Consider the following 12,705-nt stretch of genomic DNA (forward strand, 5'->3'; position numbering starts at 1 on the left):
TGTCACATTAATGTTGAGCTTCTAGCTTCAGCGGCCAGTTACCCACTCGGTGCCGCCGCCGCCGATATCGACCACCAAACGTCGATCAGGCCCGCCAGTGGTGTGCGCGACGTGGTGGTAAATCAGCCGCATTTCTTCCACGCCGCTGATCACCGGGATCGGACAACTGAGGATTTGCTTGCGTGGAATGTCCTGCAAGCGTTCGGAGAACAGCTTCAAGCACAGCCTCCGCGTTGCATGGCCTCGTACGATAGGCGATTTTGCTGATCCTGCCCGGCTGCCAACTGCACTTTGCGCTCTTGATGCGCAATAGGATCTGAGTACTGCTGACCACTTCGTATATCACCAGCATATGGAAGCTGTTGGAACCAAGGTCGATAGCTACATAGAGCCTGCTGGAATTGAGCATGTTATCCCCCGTGCCTTTCAAAACGCATCGGTGTGAGCCGCACTTGCTTGCCTCCGGCACTGACCCGGTGTACTAACGAGTGGGTCACCTTGATGCAACTTGAAAGTTATTGGGTCATCAGCCTGAGCATTTGTGGTTGCCGCGCGGTGCGCCGCCGCGACGGGGTGCTGAGTTGCGACGTGGCCCATTGCTACTGCGCGGACGCGTCAGGCGCTTCGGTGCTGGCAGATCGGTCAGCAAAGCATCGCTATTATACTTGCTTACTGGAATGCTATGACCGGTATAGGCCTCGATCGCCGGTAGGTTGAGTGCATACTCTTCGCAGGCCAGGCTGATGGAATGACCGCTTTCGCCAGCGCGTCCGGTACGGCCAATGCGGTGCACGTAGTCTTCGCAATCGTCAGGCAGATCGTAGTTGAATACGTGGGTGACCAACGGGATATGCAGACCGCGCGCGGCGACATCGGTGGCAACCAGAATATCGAGGTTGCCCTTAGTGAAATCGTCGAGAATGCGCAAACGTTTTTTCTGCGCTACGTCGCCAGTCAGCAAGCCAACGCGGTGACCATCGGTAGCCAGGTGACCCCAGATGTCTTCACAGCGGTGTTTGGTATTGGCAAAGATGATGGCGCGATCCGGCCACTCTTCTTCGATCAGCGTCTGTAGCAGACGCATTTTTTCTTCATTGGATGGGTAGAACAGTTCTTCTTTAATGCGGTGGCCGGTTTTCTGTTCCGGTTCCACTTCAACATATTCAGCGTTGTTCATCTGTTCGAAGGCCAATTCACGGACACGGTAGGATAAGGTGGCAGAGAACAGCATATTCAGGCGTTGGTCAACCGCAGGCATACGGCGGAACAGCCAGCGGATGTCTTTGATAAAGCCCAGATCATACATACGGTCAGCTTCATCTAGCACCACGACTTGAATGGCACCCAAATCGATGTAGTGCTGTTTGGCATAGTCGATTAAGCGACCAGTGGTGCCGACCAGGATATCTACGCCGCTTTCCAGCACTTTCAGTTGTTTATCGTAGCCATCGCCGCCGTAGGCCAGGCCCAGCTTCAGGCCAGTGGACTGGGTGAGGGGTTCTGCATCTGAATGGATCTGCACCGCCAGTTCACGCGTGGGTGCCATAATTAAGGCGCGCGGCTGGTTGGTTTGGCGATCCTGTTTCGCCTGATGGGTAAGTAAATAGTGAAAAGTAGACGCTAAAAAAGCCAGCGTCTTTCCGGTACCGGTTTGCGCCTGACCTGCAACGTCACGCCCGGAGAGCGTGAGCGGCAATGCTAACGCTTGGATGGGCGTGCAATGGTGAAACCCTTTTTTCTCAAGGGCTTCAAGGACTAACGGGTGCAGGGCGAAGTCGGAAAACTTCTGATCAGTCAAGTGTGTTTTGCTCATAGTATGGTAGAATATCAGCTAACTATTGCTTTACCAAAGCACATCCGTTGAAATAAACGCGGTGAAATGAAATCACCTTGAGTTGGTTAATGCTACACCAACAAGGTAGACCTAATCCTGTGGAGTAGAACATGAGCGATAAAATTATTCACCTGACTGATAATAGCTTCGATAGCAACGTGCTAAAAGCTGAAGGGTCAATACTGGTCGATTTCTGGGCTGAATGGTGTGGGCCGTGCAAGATGATTGCCCCGATTCTGGATGAGATTGCCGAAGAATTCGCCGGCAAACTGACCATCACCAAGCTGAATATCGATCAGAACCCGGCGACCGCCCCCAAGTACGGTATCCGTGGTATCCCTACGTTGTTGCTGTTCAAGAACGGTGAGGTGGCCGCGACCAAGGTTGGCGCGTTGTCCAAAGGTCAGCTTAAAGATTTTCTGAACGCAAATTTGTAATCAGGTGAGAAAGCCAATATCAGGCGTCTAGCGATGTTCAATTCATCGCTAGACGCTTGCCAAGAAGCGTGTTAAGTTTAACCACACTGCAAATAGAACTTGCCCGAAGTTTTAAATCTAAAGAATTTGAATCTAAGCTTTACTCTGTGTTGAACCACTGGTGTCCAAAGTAAAATGAGCCTGGCCCGCGTTTTAGCGATCAAGCGGTTTTGCAAAATCAATTTTAAGGTACTTTCGATCTTAAACCATCAACGCAATGCGTGCGCCCGATGTAAGCCATTTCTTACCGCGATAGCTCGGCACGCGGTGATCGAACGTCCAGTAAACAGGCACGTATCACGCTGCCATACCATTCACGATAAAAGTTCGAGACATACCCCGAGTTTAAGAACCCACCACTATGAATCTTACCGAATTAAAGAATACGCCAGTTTCTGATCTGATTACTCTCGGCGAAAATATGGGGCTGGAAAACCTGGCCCGCATGCGTAAGCAGGACATTATTTTCTCCATTCTGAAGCAGCATGCGAAAAGTGGAGAAGATATCTTCGGCGATGGCGTGCTGGAGATATTGCAGGATGGATTTGGTTTCCTCCGTTCTGGAGATAGTTCCTACCTCGCCGGCCCTGATGACATCTATGTATCCCCTAGCCAAATACGCCGTTTCAACCTCCGCACAGGTGACACCATTTCCGGTAAAATTAGGCCGCCAAAAGAAGGCGAGCGCTACTTTGCTCTGTTGAAAGTTAACGAGGTTAACTATGATAAACCGGAAAACGCCCGTAGCAAGATCCTGTTCGAAAACTTAACCCCGTTACACGCCAATTCCCGTCTGCGGATGGAACGAGGCAACGGGTCGACCGAAGACCTGACAGCGCGTGTATTGGATCTGGCAGCGCCGATTGGCCGTGGTCAGCGTGGCTTGATCGTTGCGCCGCCAAAAGCCGGTAAAACCATGTTGTTGCAGAACATCGCGCAAAGTATCGCTTACAACCACCCAGATTGCGTCCTAATGGTGTTGTTGATCGACGAACGTCCAGAAGAAGTGACCGAAATGCAGCGTCTGGTGAAAGGCGAAGTGATCGCTTCGACTTTCGACGAGCCAGCATCTCGGCATGTGCAGGTAGCAGAAATGGTCATTGAGAAGGCCAAGCGCCTGGTGGAGCACAAGAAAGACGTGATCATCCTGCTGGACTCTATCACCCGTCTGGCGCGTGCCTATAACACCGTAGTACCTGCTTCAGGCAAGGTACTGACGGGGGGGGTGGATGCTAATGCTCTGCATCGTCCTAAGCGTTTCTTTGGTGCGGCGCGTAATGTTGAAGAAGGCGGTAGCCTGACCATCATCGCCACCGCACTGGTCGATACCGGTTCGAAAATGGATGAAGTTATCTACGAAGAGTTTAAAGGTACTGGCAACATGGAATTGCACCTGGCGCGTAAAATCGCCGAGAAGCGCGTGTTCCCGGCTATCGACTACAATCGCTCTGGTACGCGTAAAGAAGAGTTGCTCACTACCTCTGAAGAATTGCAGAAAATGTGGATACTACGTAAAATCATCCACCCAATGGGCGAGATCGATGCGATGGAGTTCCTCATTAATAAATTGGCAATGACCAAAACCAATGATGAATTCTTCGATATGATGAAACGCTCATAATTCTGTAAAATTCGCAGAACGCCACGCCGAGTCGTGGCGTTTTTCACTTCTGGCGGATACGATAAGTAGCAGTATTGGAAAAGTAAGTTGTTTCTGCGATTTATCGGGAACTCATCCTGATGGTGGTCAACATTTTGTCGTTTGCCACCTTGTTGCTGTTGATTCATTAGGTAACCGCAAAAGGAATGAGGATGAATCGCTGTTGTCATAGGAAATGGCTGAAAGATAGTGGGAACCATGGCACAACTTGTCTTGTTGCTCAAGTTAAGCTGCCTTATCTTCTACAGAGATCTGTTAACTGTGAACTTACTCACTATGAGTACTGAGATTCTATTTGTTTTTCTGTTTTCCTTGGCTTTTCTTTTTGTTGCTCGTAAAGCAGCAAAACGTATTGGTCTGGTTGATAAACCCAACTACCGCAAACGTCATCAGGGATTGATTCCGTTGGTTGGTGGTATCTCCGTTTACGCTGGCTTGTGCTTTGCCTTCTTGATCGCTGAACAACCGATTGCACACGGCAAACTCTATCTTGCTTGTGCAGGTATTTTAGTGTTTGTTGGCGCTCTGGATGACCGTTTTGATATTAGCGTTAAGATCCGGGCGCTGGTTCAGGCGCTGGTTGGCATTGTGATGATGATTTTCGCCGGGCTTTACCTGCGCAGTTTCGGACATGTGTTGGGCAACTGGGAAATGCAGTTGGGGCCATTGGGTTATCTGGTGACGCTGTTTGCAGTGTGGGCGGCCATCAATGCTTTTAACATGGTTGATGGCATTGACGGCCTGCTGGGGGGGTTATCATGCGTCTCGTTTGGCGCGTTGGGCATTCTGCTGTATCTGAGCGGCCATGCTGAACTGGCGTTTTGGTGTTTCGCCATGATCGCCGCCATTGTTCCCTATATTTTGCTCAACTTGGGCATTCTGGGGCGCCGCTACAAGGTGTTTATGGGGGATGCTGGCAGCACGCTGATCGGTTTCACCACCATCTGGCTGCTGGTGAAAAGCTCGCAGGGGAATGTTCCCTCGATCACTCCCGTTACCGCTTTATGGATTATCGCTATACCGCTGATGGACATGGTTGCGATCATGTATCGGCGCTTACGCAAAGGGATGAGTCCTTTCTCCCCCGACCGTCAACATATTCACCACCTTATCATGCGTGCTGGCTTCACGCCACGGCAGGCTTTCGTTTTGATTACCCTGGTGGCAGTGCTGCTGGCGGCCATCGGCGTGATCGGCGAGCGACTGAGTTTTGTTCCCGAGTGGGTTATGTTGGTATTATTTTTGCTTGCTTTTTTCCTGTACGGTTACTGCATCAAGCGTGCCTGGCGCATTGCACGTTACATTAAGCGTATCAAACGCCGTTTGCGGCATTCTCGATAATAATCAAATATCTTAACCAGAGGCTTTTGGGCAGTGATGAATCCAGAAAAAACGTCTGACAAGACCCCCCCGGTGATGGATAACGAACTTGATATCCGTGGCCTGTATCGTACTTTGTGGTGCGGTAAACCATGGATTATCGGTATTGCGGCATTGTTTGCAACGGTTGCGCTGATAGTGTCTTATCTGGTTAAACAGGAATGGAGTGCAGTCGCCATCACTGATCGGCCAACAGTGAATGCGCTAAGGGGCTATTATTCACAGCAGCAGTTCCTGCGTAATTTGGATTTACGCGCGTTGCCAGCCTCCGCCAACGAACCATTGGGCATTGCTGAAGAAGCTTATAATGAATTCATTATGCAATTGGCGTCCTACGATACGCGCCGTGATTTCTGGTTGCAAAGCGATTATTACAAACAACGCCAGGAAGGGGTGACTCGTGCCGATGCGGCTACGCTCGACGAGTTGATCAACAACATCAAGTTCACGCCGCGTGACGACAAAAAGACGCCAAACGACAGCGTGAAGCTGACAGCGGAAACGGCGGCGGATGCTAACCACCTGCTGCGCCAATATGTGGCTTTCGCCAGCCAGCGCGCGGCTTCTCATCTGAATAAAGAGATCCAAGGCACTTGGGCTGCGCGTGTCACCTCAATAAAGGCGCAGGTCAAACGTCAAGAAACCGTGGCGGAAGCAGTCTACAAACGCGAGCTGAACACCCTCCAGCAGGCGCTGAGAATTGCCGAAACACAGGGCATCAAACGCCCGCAGACGACTGACACACCCGCTGAACAGTTGCCAGATTCCGATTTGTTCCTTTTGGGTAAGCCAATGTTACAGGCGCGTTTGGAAAGTTTGCAAGCCACCGGCCCAGCCCACGATCTGGATTACGACCAGAACCGCGCTATGCTGACAACACTGAGCGTTGGCCCCGTGTTGGACGAAAAGTTTCAGACTTACCGTTATTTACGCACGCCAGAAGAACCGGTGAAACGTGATAGTCCACGGCGGGTATTTTGGCTGATTCTTTGGGGCGCAATGGGCGCTTTGGTTGGCGCAGGCATTACTTTGGCGCGTCGGCCCTGCGCATAAAAAGTAATATTATAATTCGCTGATCGGCGCGTAAACGTCCAATTCGCAGGTACACCTGCGGTTAACCGACCAAAAGAGATCCACCGTGAAAGTGTTGACTGTTTTCGGCACCAGGCCAGAAGCCATTAAAATGGCACCACTGGTACATGCCTTGGCTCAGGATGAAGCCTTTGAATCAAAAGTCTGCGTGACAGCTCAGCATCGGGAGATGCTGGATCAAGTATTGCGGCTATTTGACATAACACCGGATTACGATTTGAACATCATGAAGCCTGGACAGGGGCTGAGTGAAATCACCTGCCGTATTCTGGAAGGTTTGAAAAGTGTACTTGAAGCATTCAAGCCGGATGTGGTGTTGGTGCATGGTGATACCACCACCACGCTGGCGACCAGTCTGGCGGCATTCTATCAGCGTATCCCGGTTGGGCATGTGGAAGCGGGTTTGCGCACCGGTGATCTCTACTCACCGTGGCCGGAGGAAGCCAATCGCAAGCTGACTGGCCACTTGGCGATGTATCATTTTGCGCCGACGGAAAACTCACGCCAGAACCTGCTGCGGGAGCTACTGCCGGACGATCATATCTTCGTTACTGGCAATACGGTGATCGACGCGCTGTTTTGGGTACGCGACCGGGTGTTGGGCGATACCGAATTGCGTGCCAGTTTGGCGCAGCGTTATCCGTTTCTGGACGCCAGCAAAAAGCTGATCCTGGTGACTGGGCACCGGCGCGAAAGCTTTGGCAGCGGGTTTGAGCGCATTTGCAGTGCACTGGCGGAGATCGCCCGTCATCATCCGGGTGTGCAGGTGGTGTACCCGGTGCACCTTAACCCGAACGTCAGCGAGCCGGTCAACCGCATCCTGAAAGGCATCGACAACATCATATTGATCGATCCGCAGGATTACTTGCCGTTTGTCTATCTGATGACCAACGCCTATATGATCCTGACCGATTCAGGCGGCATTCAGGAAGAGGCGCCATCGTTAGGCAAGCCGGTGTTGGTGATGCGCGACACCACCGAGCGCCCGGAAGCGGTAGATGCGGGTACGGTGCACCTGGTAGGTACTGATGTAGCAAAAATTGTCGATGCGGTAACCCGGCTATTGACGGATAAGAACGAATATCTCGCCATGTGCCGGGCGCATAACCCCTATGGAGATGGGCATGCTTGTCAACGTATCCTCGCAACGCTAAAGAATCATCAGGTAATGCTATGAGTTTTAACACTATTTCGGTTATCGGCCTGGGTTATATCGGTCTGCCAACGGCGGCAGCGTTTGCTTCCCGCAGGAAGAAAGTGGTGGGCGTAGATGTCAACCAGCATGCAGTGGACACCATTAACCGTGGCGCGATCCATATCGTAGAGCCGGATCTGGATAACGTGGTTAAGGATGCAGTTAACGCAGGCTTCCTACAGGCGGTGACCAAACCGCTGGCGGCAGACGCGTTTTTGATCGCGGTGCCAACGCCGTTTAAAGACGATCATCAGCCGGATCTGTCCTATGTTGAGGCGGCGGCGAAATCGCTGGCACCGGAGCTAAAGCAAGGCGATCTGGTGATCCTCGAATCTACCTCACCGGTGGGCGCTACTGAACAGATGGCGCAGTGGCTGGCGCAAGCACGGCGTGATCTCAGCTTCCCGCAGCAGGTCGGTGAAGCGGCTGATGTGAACATTGCCTACTGTCCAGAGCGTGTACTGCCTGGGCAAGTGATGGTTGAGCTGATTCAAAATGACCGTGTCATTGGCGGTATGACGCCAAAATGTGCCGAACGCGCCAGCGCACTGTACAAGATTTTCCTCGAAGGTGAGTGCGTGCTCACTAATTCGCGTACCGCAGAGATGTGTAAACTGACAGAAAATAGTTTCCGTGATGTGAATATTGCTTTTGCCAACGAATTATCATTGATTTGTGCTGATCAGGGCATCAACGTATGGGAACTGATCGCATTAGCGAACCGCCACCCACGGGTAAATATCCTACAACCAGGCCCTGGCGTGGGGGGGCACTGTATTGCCGTCGACCCGTGGTTTATCGTAGCGCAGGCTCCGCAGCAGGCTCGCCTGATCCGTACTGCCCGCCTGGTGAATGACGGTAAACCGCGTTGGGTGGTTGATCGCGTGAAGGCGGCGGTGGCGGATTGTTTGGCAGCCACTGGCAAGCGTGCTTCTGAGGTGAAAATCGCCTGTTTTGGCTTGGCTTTCAAGCCGAACATCGACGATCTACGAGAAAGCCCAGCAGTGGAAGTGGCACATATGATCGCCGACTGGCATGTGGGGGCGACCCTGGTGGTGGAACCCCATATTGAGCAACTGCCGAAATCGTTGGCGGGCGATGTCACTCTGCAAGACATGGCTGGTGCACTGCTGCAGGCGGATGTGCTGGTGATGCTGGTCGATCACCAGCAATTCAAGGCCATTAAACCAGAAGAGATAAAACAAACCTGGGTTGTTGATACTAAAGGAGTGTGGCGTTGAAACGTATCCTGATTACTGGCGGAGCGGGGTTTATCGGCTCAGCAGTGGTAAGGCATATTATCAATGCAACCACCGATAGCGTGGTAGTGGTTGATAAGCTTACCTATGCTGGCAACCTTGAGTCGCTAGCGCCAGTGGCTGATAACGCGCGCTATGCTTTTGAGCAGGTGGATATTTGTGATCGCATGGCGCTGGATCGGGTGTTTGCTGAGTATCAGCCAGACAAGGTGATGCACCTGGCGGCGGAAAGCCATGTTGATCGTTCCATTGATGGCCCTGCGGCGTTTATTGAAACCAATGTGCTCGGCACTTATACCCTGCTGGAAGCGGCACGCCATTATTGGCAGCCACTGAGTGCAAATAAGAAGCCGGGATTCCGCTTCCACCATATTTCTACCGATGAAGTGTATGGCGATCTGCTCGGCACAGACGGGCTGTTTACCGAAACCACGCCTTACTCGCCAAGCAGCCCGTATTCGGCCTCCAAAGCCTCTAGCGACCATCTGGTGCGTGCTTGGCTGCGTACCTATGGCTTGCCGACCCTCGTCACCAATTGCTCCAATAACTATGGCCCTTATCACTTCCCTGAAAAGCTGATCCCGTTGGTGATCCTGAATGCAGTGGCTGGCAAGTCACTGCCGGTGTACGGCGATGGCGCACAGGTGCGTGACTGGCTGTATGTGGAAGATCATGCGCGCGCGTTGTACCAAGTGGTTACCAGCGGCGTGGTGGGGGAGACCTACAATATCGGGGGCCATAACCAGCGCAAGAATAGTGAAGTGGTGTACAGCATTTGCGATCTGTTGGAAGAACTGGCACCGAACAAACCCCAGGGCGTAGCAAACTATCGCGACCTGATTACTTACGTCAAGGATCGCCCTGGCCACGATATGCATTACGCTATTGACGCCGGGAAGATCGAGCGCGAGCTGGGGTGGCGACCGCAGGAAACCTTTGAAAGCGGTATCCGCAAAACAGTTTCCTGGTATCTGCACCATGAGAGCTGGTGGCGTCGCGTCCAGGACGGTTCTTATAGCGGTGAACGCTTGGGCCTATCCGACTAAATAAATCTAAGGCTGCGCTACCGTCAAGTGAGCACAGTGGGTTTTGGAGTGAGTATGAAAGGTATTATTCTGGCTGGCGGATCGGGTACTCGCTTGCATCCTATTACCCGTGGCGTATCAAAACAACTGCTGCCGATTTACGATAAGCCGATGATTTATTATCCGCTGTCTGTGCTGATGCTGGCCGGGATCAGGGATATTCTGATTATTTCCACCCCAGGAGATCTGCCTTCCTTCAAGCGTTTACTGGGTAGTGGTGAAGAGTTTGGCATTCATCTTGACTATGCCAAACAACCCAGCCCCGATGGATTGGCTCAAGCGTTTCTGATTGGCGAAACCTTCCTGGCCGGAGAACCCAGTTGCCTGGTACTGGGCGACAATATTTACTTTGGTCAAGGGTTCAGCCCCAAGTTAAGAAGCGTCGCGGCACGCACTACTGGCGCAACCCTATTCGGCTATCAGGTGATGGATCCTGAGCGATTCGGCGTGGTAGCGTTTGATGATAATTATCGCGCCTTGTCGATTGAGGAAAAGCCCGTCAATCCGAAGTCAAACTGGGCGGTGACCGGCCTGTATTTTTACGATGCTCAGGTGGTGGAGTTCGCCAGGCAGATCAAACCTTCACCCCGTGGTGAATTGGAAATCACCAGTATTAACCAGATGTATCTGGATCGCGGTGAACTGAGCGTCGAGCTACTTGGGCGTGGGTTTGCCTGGCTGGATACCGGCACTCACGATAGCCTGTTGGAAGCCAGCAGCTTTGTACAAACGGTAGAAAAGCGTCAAGGGTTCAAAATTGCCTGTCTGGAGGAGATCGCTTGGCGTAATGGCTGGTTGGACGATGATGCTGTGCAGTGTGCGGCTCAGGCGCTGGTCAAAACCGGTTACGGCAATTACTTACTGGATTTATTGCATGCACGTCCACGCCAATATTGAGTCACTGAGTTGGGAGAGCGAATTCTTCCGGCTTAACAGCGCCAAATTACACTTCAACGAAACGGCCGAGCGGCTCACTGAGGCCGATTTGAATGCATTCGAACGTGTGCAAGCCAAGGTTCCTGCTCATCGCCTGGAACTGGTCGATGCACTGTCAGCATTGGGATTCCGGTTGGTTGAAGGGGAGGTTGAGCTGGCACTGAACATTGCTGCTGAACCTACTGCAACACAGACCGCGCCGTTGCCTGGGGTGCGTATGGCAACGCCCAAAGATATTCCTCAGTTGCGGGTAGCGGCGGCAAAGGTATTCGCCACCAGCAGATTCCGTGCCCCGTGGTACGACAGCGCTGACTGCGCGCGTTTTTATGCGGTCTGGATCGAAAAAGCCGTGCTGGGACGGTTTGACCACCAGTGCCTGTTGGCGCTCGACGATCAGGGACAACCAGTTGGCTTTGTCAGTTTGCGGGATATCGCGGCTCAAGAAGCGCGCATCGGCCTGTTGGCGGCATATCCGGGGGGAACAGGCAAGGGGATTGGCTCAAGGTTAATGACTGCGGCCATCACACAATGCGTGCGACAGGGTGTGCAACGCCTGCGGGTGACCACCCAGGTTAGTAATATCGCTGCATTACGGCTCTATCAGCGGCATGATGCCGTTATTGGAAGCACCGCGTATTGGTTTTATAGAGGTAGACATGATCCCATTTAATGCCCCACCGGTTGTTGGCACTGAAATTGATTATATGCAGGCTGCCATCAGCAGCGGCAAATTGTGCGGCGATGGTGGCTTTACTCACCGCTGTCAGCAGTGGATGGAGCAGCGTTTCACTAGCCCGAAGGTGCTGCTAACACCGTCTTGCACCGCATCGCTGGAGATGGCAGCCATGCTGTTGGATATTAAGCCGGGTGATGAAGTGATCATGCCGAGTTTTACCTTTGTCTCTACTGCCAACGCCTTTGTGCTACGCGGTGCTACCGTGGTGTTTGTCGATGTGCGCCCAGACACCATGAATATCGATGAAAGCAAAATTGAAGCGGCGATCACCGAGCGCACTCGCGTCATCGTTCCAGTGCATTACGCCGGTGTTGCCTGCGAGATGGACAGCATCATGGCGTTGGCGCAGCAATATAACTTGTTAGTGGTGGAAGACGCCGCGCAGGGCATGATGTCTACCTACAAAGGCCAGGCGCTTGGCACTATCGGCCATATTGGTTGTTTCAGCTTCCATGAAACCAAAAACTACACCGCTGGGGGTGAAGGTGGCGCAATTTTGGTGAATGATCCGACGCTGGTTGACCGGGCAGAAGTTATCCGTGAGAAGGGCACCAACCGCAGTCAGTTCTTCCGTGGTCAGGTGGATAAATACACCTGGCGTGATATCGGTTCCAGCTATCTCATGTCGGATCTGCAAGCAGCTTATCTGTGGGGCCAACTGGAAGCCGCCGACCGTATCAATCAACGCCGTTTGTCGTTATGGAAGCAATACTATGACAGCTTGCTGCCACTGGTCAAAGCTGGCCGCATTGCACTGCCGAGCATCCCGGCAGCTTGCGTGCACAATGCGCATATGTTTTATATCAAGCTACGTGATATCGAAGACCGCACGGCCTTTATCGACTCCCTGAAAGCAGCCGGGATCATGTCGGTATTCCATTACATCCCGTTGCATACCTGCCCTGCCGGTGAGCAGTTCGGTCGTTTCGCTGGTGAAGACCGCTACACCAGCCAGGAAAGCGCACGTCTGGTGCGGTTGCCGCTGTTCTACACGCTGTCCGATGCCGATCAATACAGGGTGATCAATAGCGTTCTGGGCTTCTTCGCCTGAT

The 12,705-nt window shown here is 52.5% G+C and carries 11 protein-coding genes and 1 pseudogene; 10 read left to right on the forward strand and 2 right to left on the reverse strand.

Annotated elements, in window-relative coordinates; all coding sequences use genetic code 11:
- Nucleotides 1-33: 33 nt before the first annotated feature.
- Both SYMBAF_RS18245 and rhlB read right to left on the reverse strand, forming a co-directional pair.
- Nucleotides 34-174 (reverse strand): annotated as a pseudogene (locus tag SYMBAF_RS18245) (Ppx/GppA phosphatase family protein); the annotation flags it as partial.
- A gap of 352 nt (nt 175-526) precedes the next feature.
- Complete coding sequence (rhlB, locus tag SYMBAF_RS00885; RefSeq protein WP_040264494.1) at nt 527-1,813, reverse strand: ATP-dependent RNA helicase RhlB; 1,287 nt, start codon at nt 1,811-1,813, stop codon at nt 527-529.
- Nucleotides 1,814-1,944: 131 nt separating this feature from the next.
- Here rhlB and trxA point away from each other — a divergent pair, with 131 nt between their 5' ends.
- The 10 genes from trxA (at nt 1,945) to rffA (ending at nt 12,704) form a co-directional block, all read left to right on the forward strand.
- Nucleotides 1,945-2,271 (forward strand): thioredoxin TrxA, encoded by a 327-nt coding sequence (trxA, locus tag SYMBAF_RS00890; protein ID WP_040264493.1) that lies wholly within the window; start codon nt 1,945-1,947, stop codon nt 2,269-2,271.
- A 400-nt stretch (nt 2,272-2,671) separates the two neighbouring features.
- Entirely contained in the window at nt 2,672-3,931 is a 1,260-nt protein-coding gene (gene rho / locus SYMBAF_RS00895; protein ID WP_006709376.1) for a transcription termination factor Rho, read from the forward strand.
- Nucleotides 3,932-4,231: 300 nt separating this feature from the next.
- Nucleotides 4,232-5,311, forward strand: a complete 1,080-nt coding sequence (gene wecA, locus SYMBAF_RS00900) for a UDP-N-acetylglucosamine--undecaprenyl-phosphate N-acetylglucosaminephosphotransferase (protein WP_082026885.1) — start codon at nt 4,232-4,234, stop codon at nt 5,309-5,311.
- 36 nt (nt 5,312-5,347) lie between these two features.
- Nucleotides 5,348-6,403: an ECA polysaccharide chain length modulation protein gene (gene wzzE, locus SYMBAF_RS00905; RefSeq protein WP_040264491.1), complete on the forward strand. Its 1,056-nt coding sequence runs from the start codon at nt 5,348-5,350 to the stop codon at nt 6,401-6,403.
- Between the two features lie 85 nt (nt 6,404-6,488).
- Nucleotides 6,489-7,619 carry a non-hydrolyzing UDP-N-acetylglucosamine 2-epimerase gene (gene wecB, locus SYMBAF_RS00910; RefSeq protein ID WP_040264490.1) on the forward strand — a complete coding sequence of 377 codons (1,131 nt, stop codon included), beginning with the start codon at nt 6,489-6,491 and terminating at the stop codon, nt 7,617-7,619.
- The gene (gene wecC, locus SYMBAF_RS00915; RefSeq protein ID WP_040264489.1) at nt 7,616-8,878 is read left to right on the forward strand and encodes a UDP-N-acetyl-D-mannosamine dehydrogenase; all 1,263 of its coding nucleotides are present in this window, start codon (nt 7,616-7,618) and stop codon (nt 8,876-8,878) included. Before wecB ends, wecC begins: the two co-directional genes overlap by 4 nt.
- Nucleotides 8,875-9,942 carry a dTDP-glucose 4,6-dehydratase gene (gene rffG / locus SYMBAF_RS00920; protein ID WP_040264488.1) on the forward strand — a complete coding sequence of 356 codons (1,068 nt, stop codon included), beginning with the start codon at nt 8,875-8,877 and terminating at the stop codon, nt 9,940-9,942. Before wecC ends, rffG begins: the two co-directional genes overlap by 4 nt.
- Nucleotides 9,943-9,996: 54 nt before the next feature.
- The gene (gene rfbA / locus SYMBAF_RS00925; protein ID WP_040264487.1) at nt 9,997-10,878 is read left to right on the forward strand and encodes a glucose-1-phosphate thymidylyltransferase RfbA; all 882 of its coding nucleotides are present in this window, start codon (nt 9,997-9,999) and stop codon (nt 10,876-10,878) included.
- Nucleotides 10,856-11,587, forward strand: coding sequence for a dTDP-4-amino-4,6-dideoxy-D-galactose acyltransferase (gene rffC, locus SYMBAF_RS00930; RefSeq protein ID WP_040264486.1), 732 nt, complete (start codon nt 10,856-10,858; stop codon nt 11,585-11,587). Before rfbA ends, rffC begins: the two co-directional genes overlap by 23 nt.
- Nucleotides 11,574-12,704 carry a dTDP-4-amino-4,6-dideoxygalactose transaminase gene (gene rffA, locus SYMBAF_RS00935; protein ID WP_040264485.1) on the forward strand — a complete coding sequence of 377 codons (1,131 nt, stop codon included), beginning with the start codon at nt 11,574-11,576 and terminating at the stop codon, nt 12,702-12,704. Before rffC ends, rffA begins: the two co-directional genes overlap by 14 nt.
- Nucleotide 12,705: the final 1 nt, after the last annotated feature.

It is taken from the genome of Serratia symbiotica (assembly GCF_000821185.2).
Taxonomy (GTDB): domain Bacteria; phylum Pseudomonadota; class Gammaproteobacteria; order Enterobacterales; family Enterobacteriaceae; genus Serratia; species Serratia symbiotica.

What these genes read in the sequence shown, in the direction of transcription:
- rhlB (WP_040264494.1), bottom strand. Translation starts at nt 1,813, where the DNA reads ATGAGCAAAACACACTTGACTGATCAGAAGTTTTCCGACTTCGCCCTG.
- trxA (WP_040264493.1), top strand. Translation starts at nt 1,945, where the DNA reads ATGAGCGATAAAATTATTCACCTGACTGATAATAGCTTCGATAGCAAC.
- rho (WP_006709376.1), top strand. Translation starts at nt 2,672, where the DNA reads ATGAATCTTACCGAATTAAAGAATACGCCAGTTTCTGATCTGATTACT.
- wzzE (WP_040264491.1), top strand. Translation starts at nt 5,348, where the DNA reads ATGAATCCAGAAAAAACGTCTGACAAGACCCCCCCGGTGATGGATAAC.
- wecC (WP_040264489.1), top strand. Translation starts at nt 7,616, where the DNA reads ATGAGTTTTAACACTATTTCGGTTATCGGCCTGGGTTATATCGGTCTG.
- rfbA (WP_040264487.1), top strand. Translation starts at nt 9,997, where the DNA reads ATGAAAGGTATTATTCTGGCTGGCGGATCGGGTACTCGCTTGCATCCT.
- rffC (WP_040264486.1), top strand. Translation starts at nt 10,856, where the DNA reads ATGCACGTCCACGCCAATATTGAGTCACTGAGTTGGGAGAGCGAATTC.
- rffA (WP_040264485.1), top strand. Translation starts at nt 11,574, where the DNA reads ATGATCCCATTTAATGCCCCACCGGTTGTTGGCACTGAAATTGATTAT.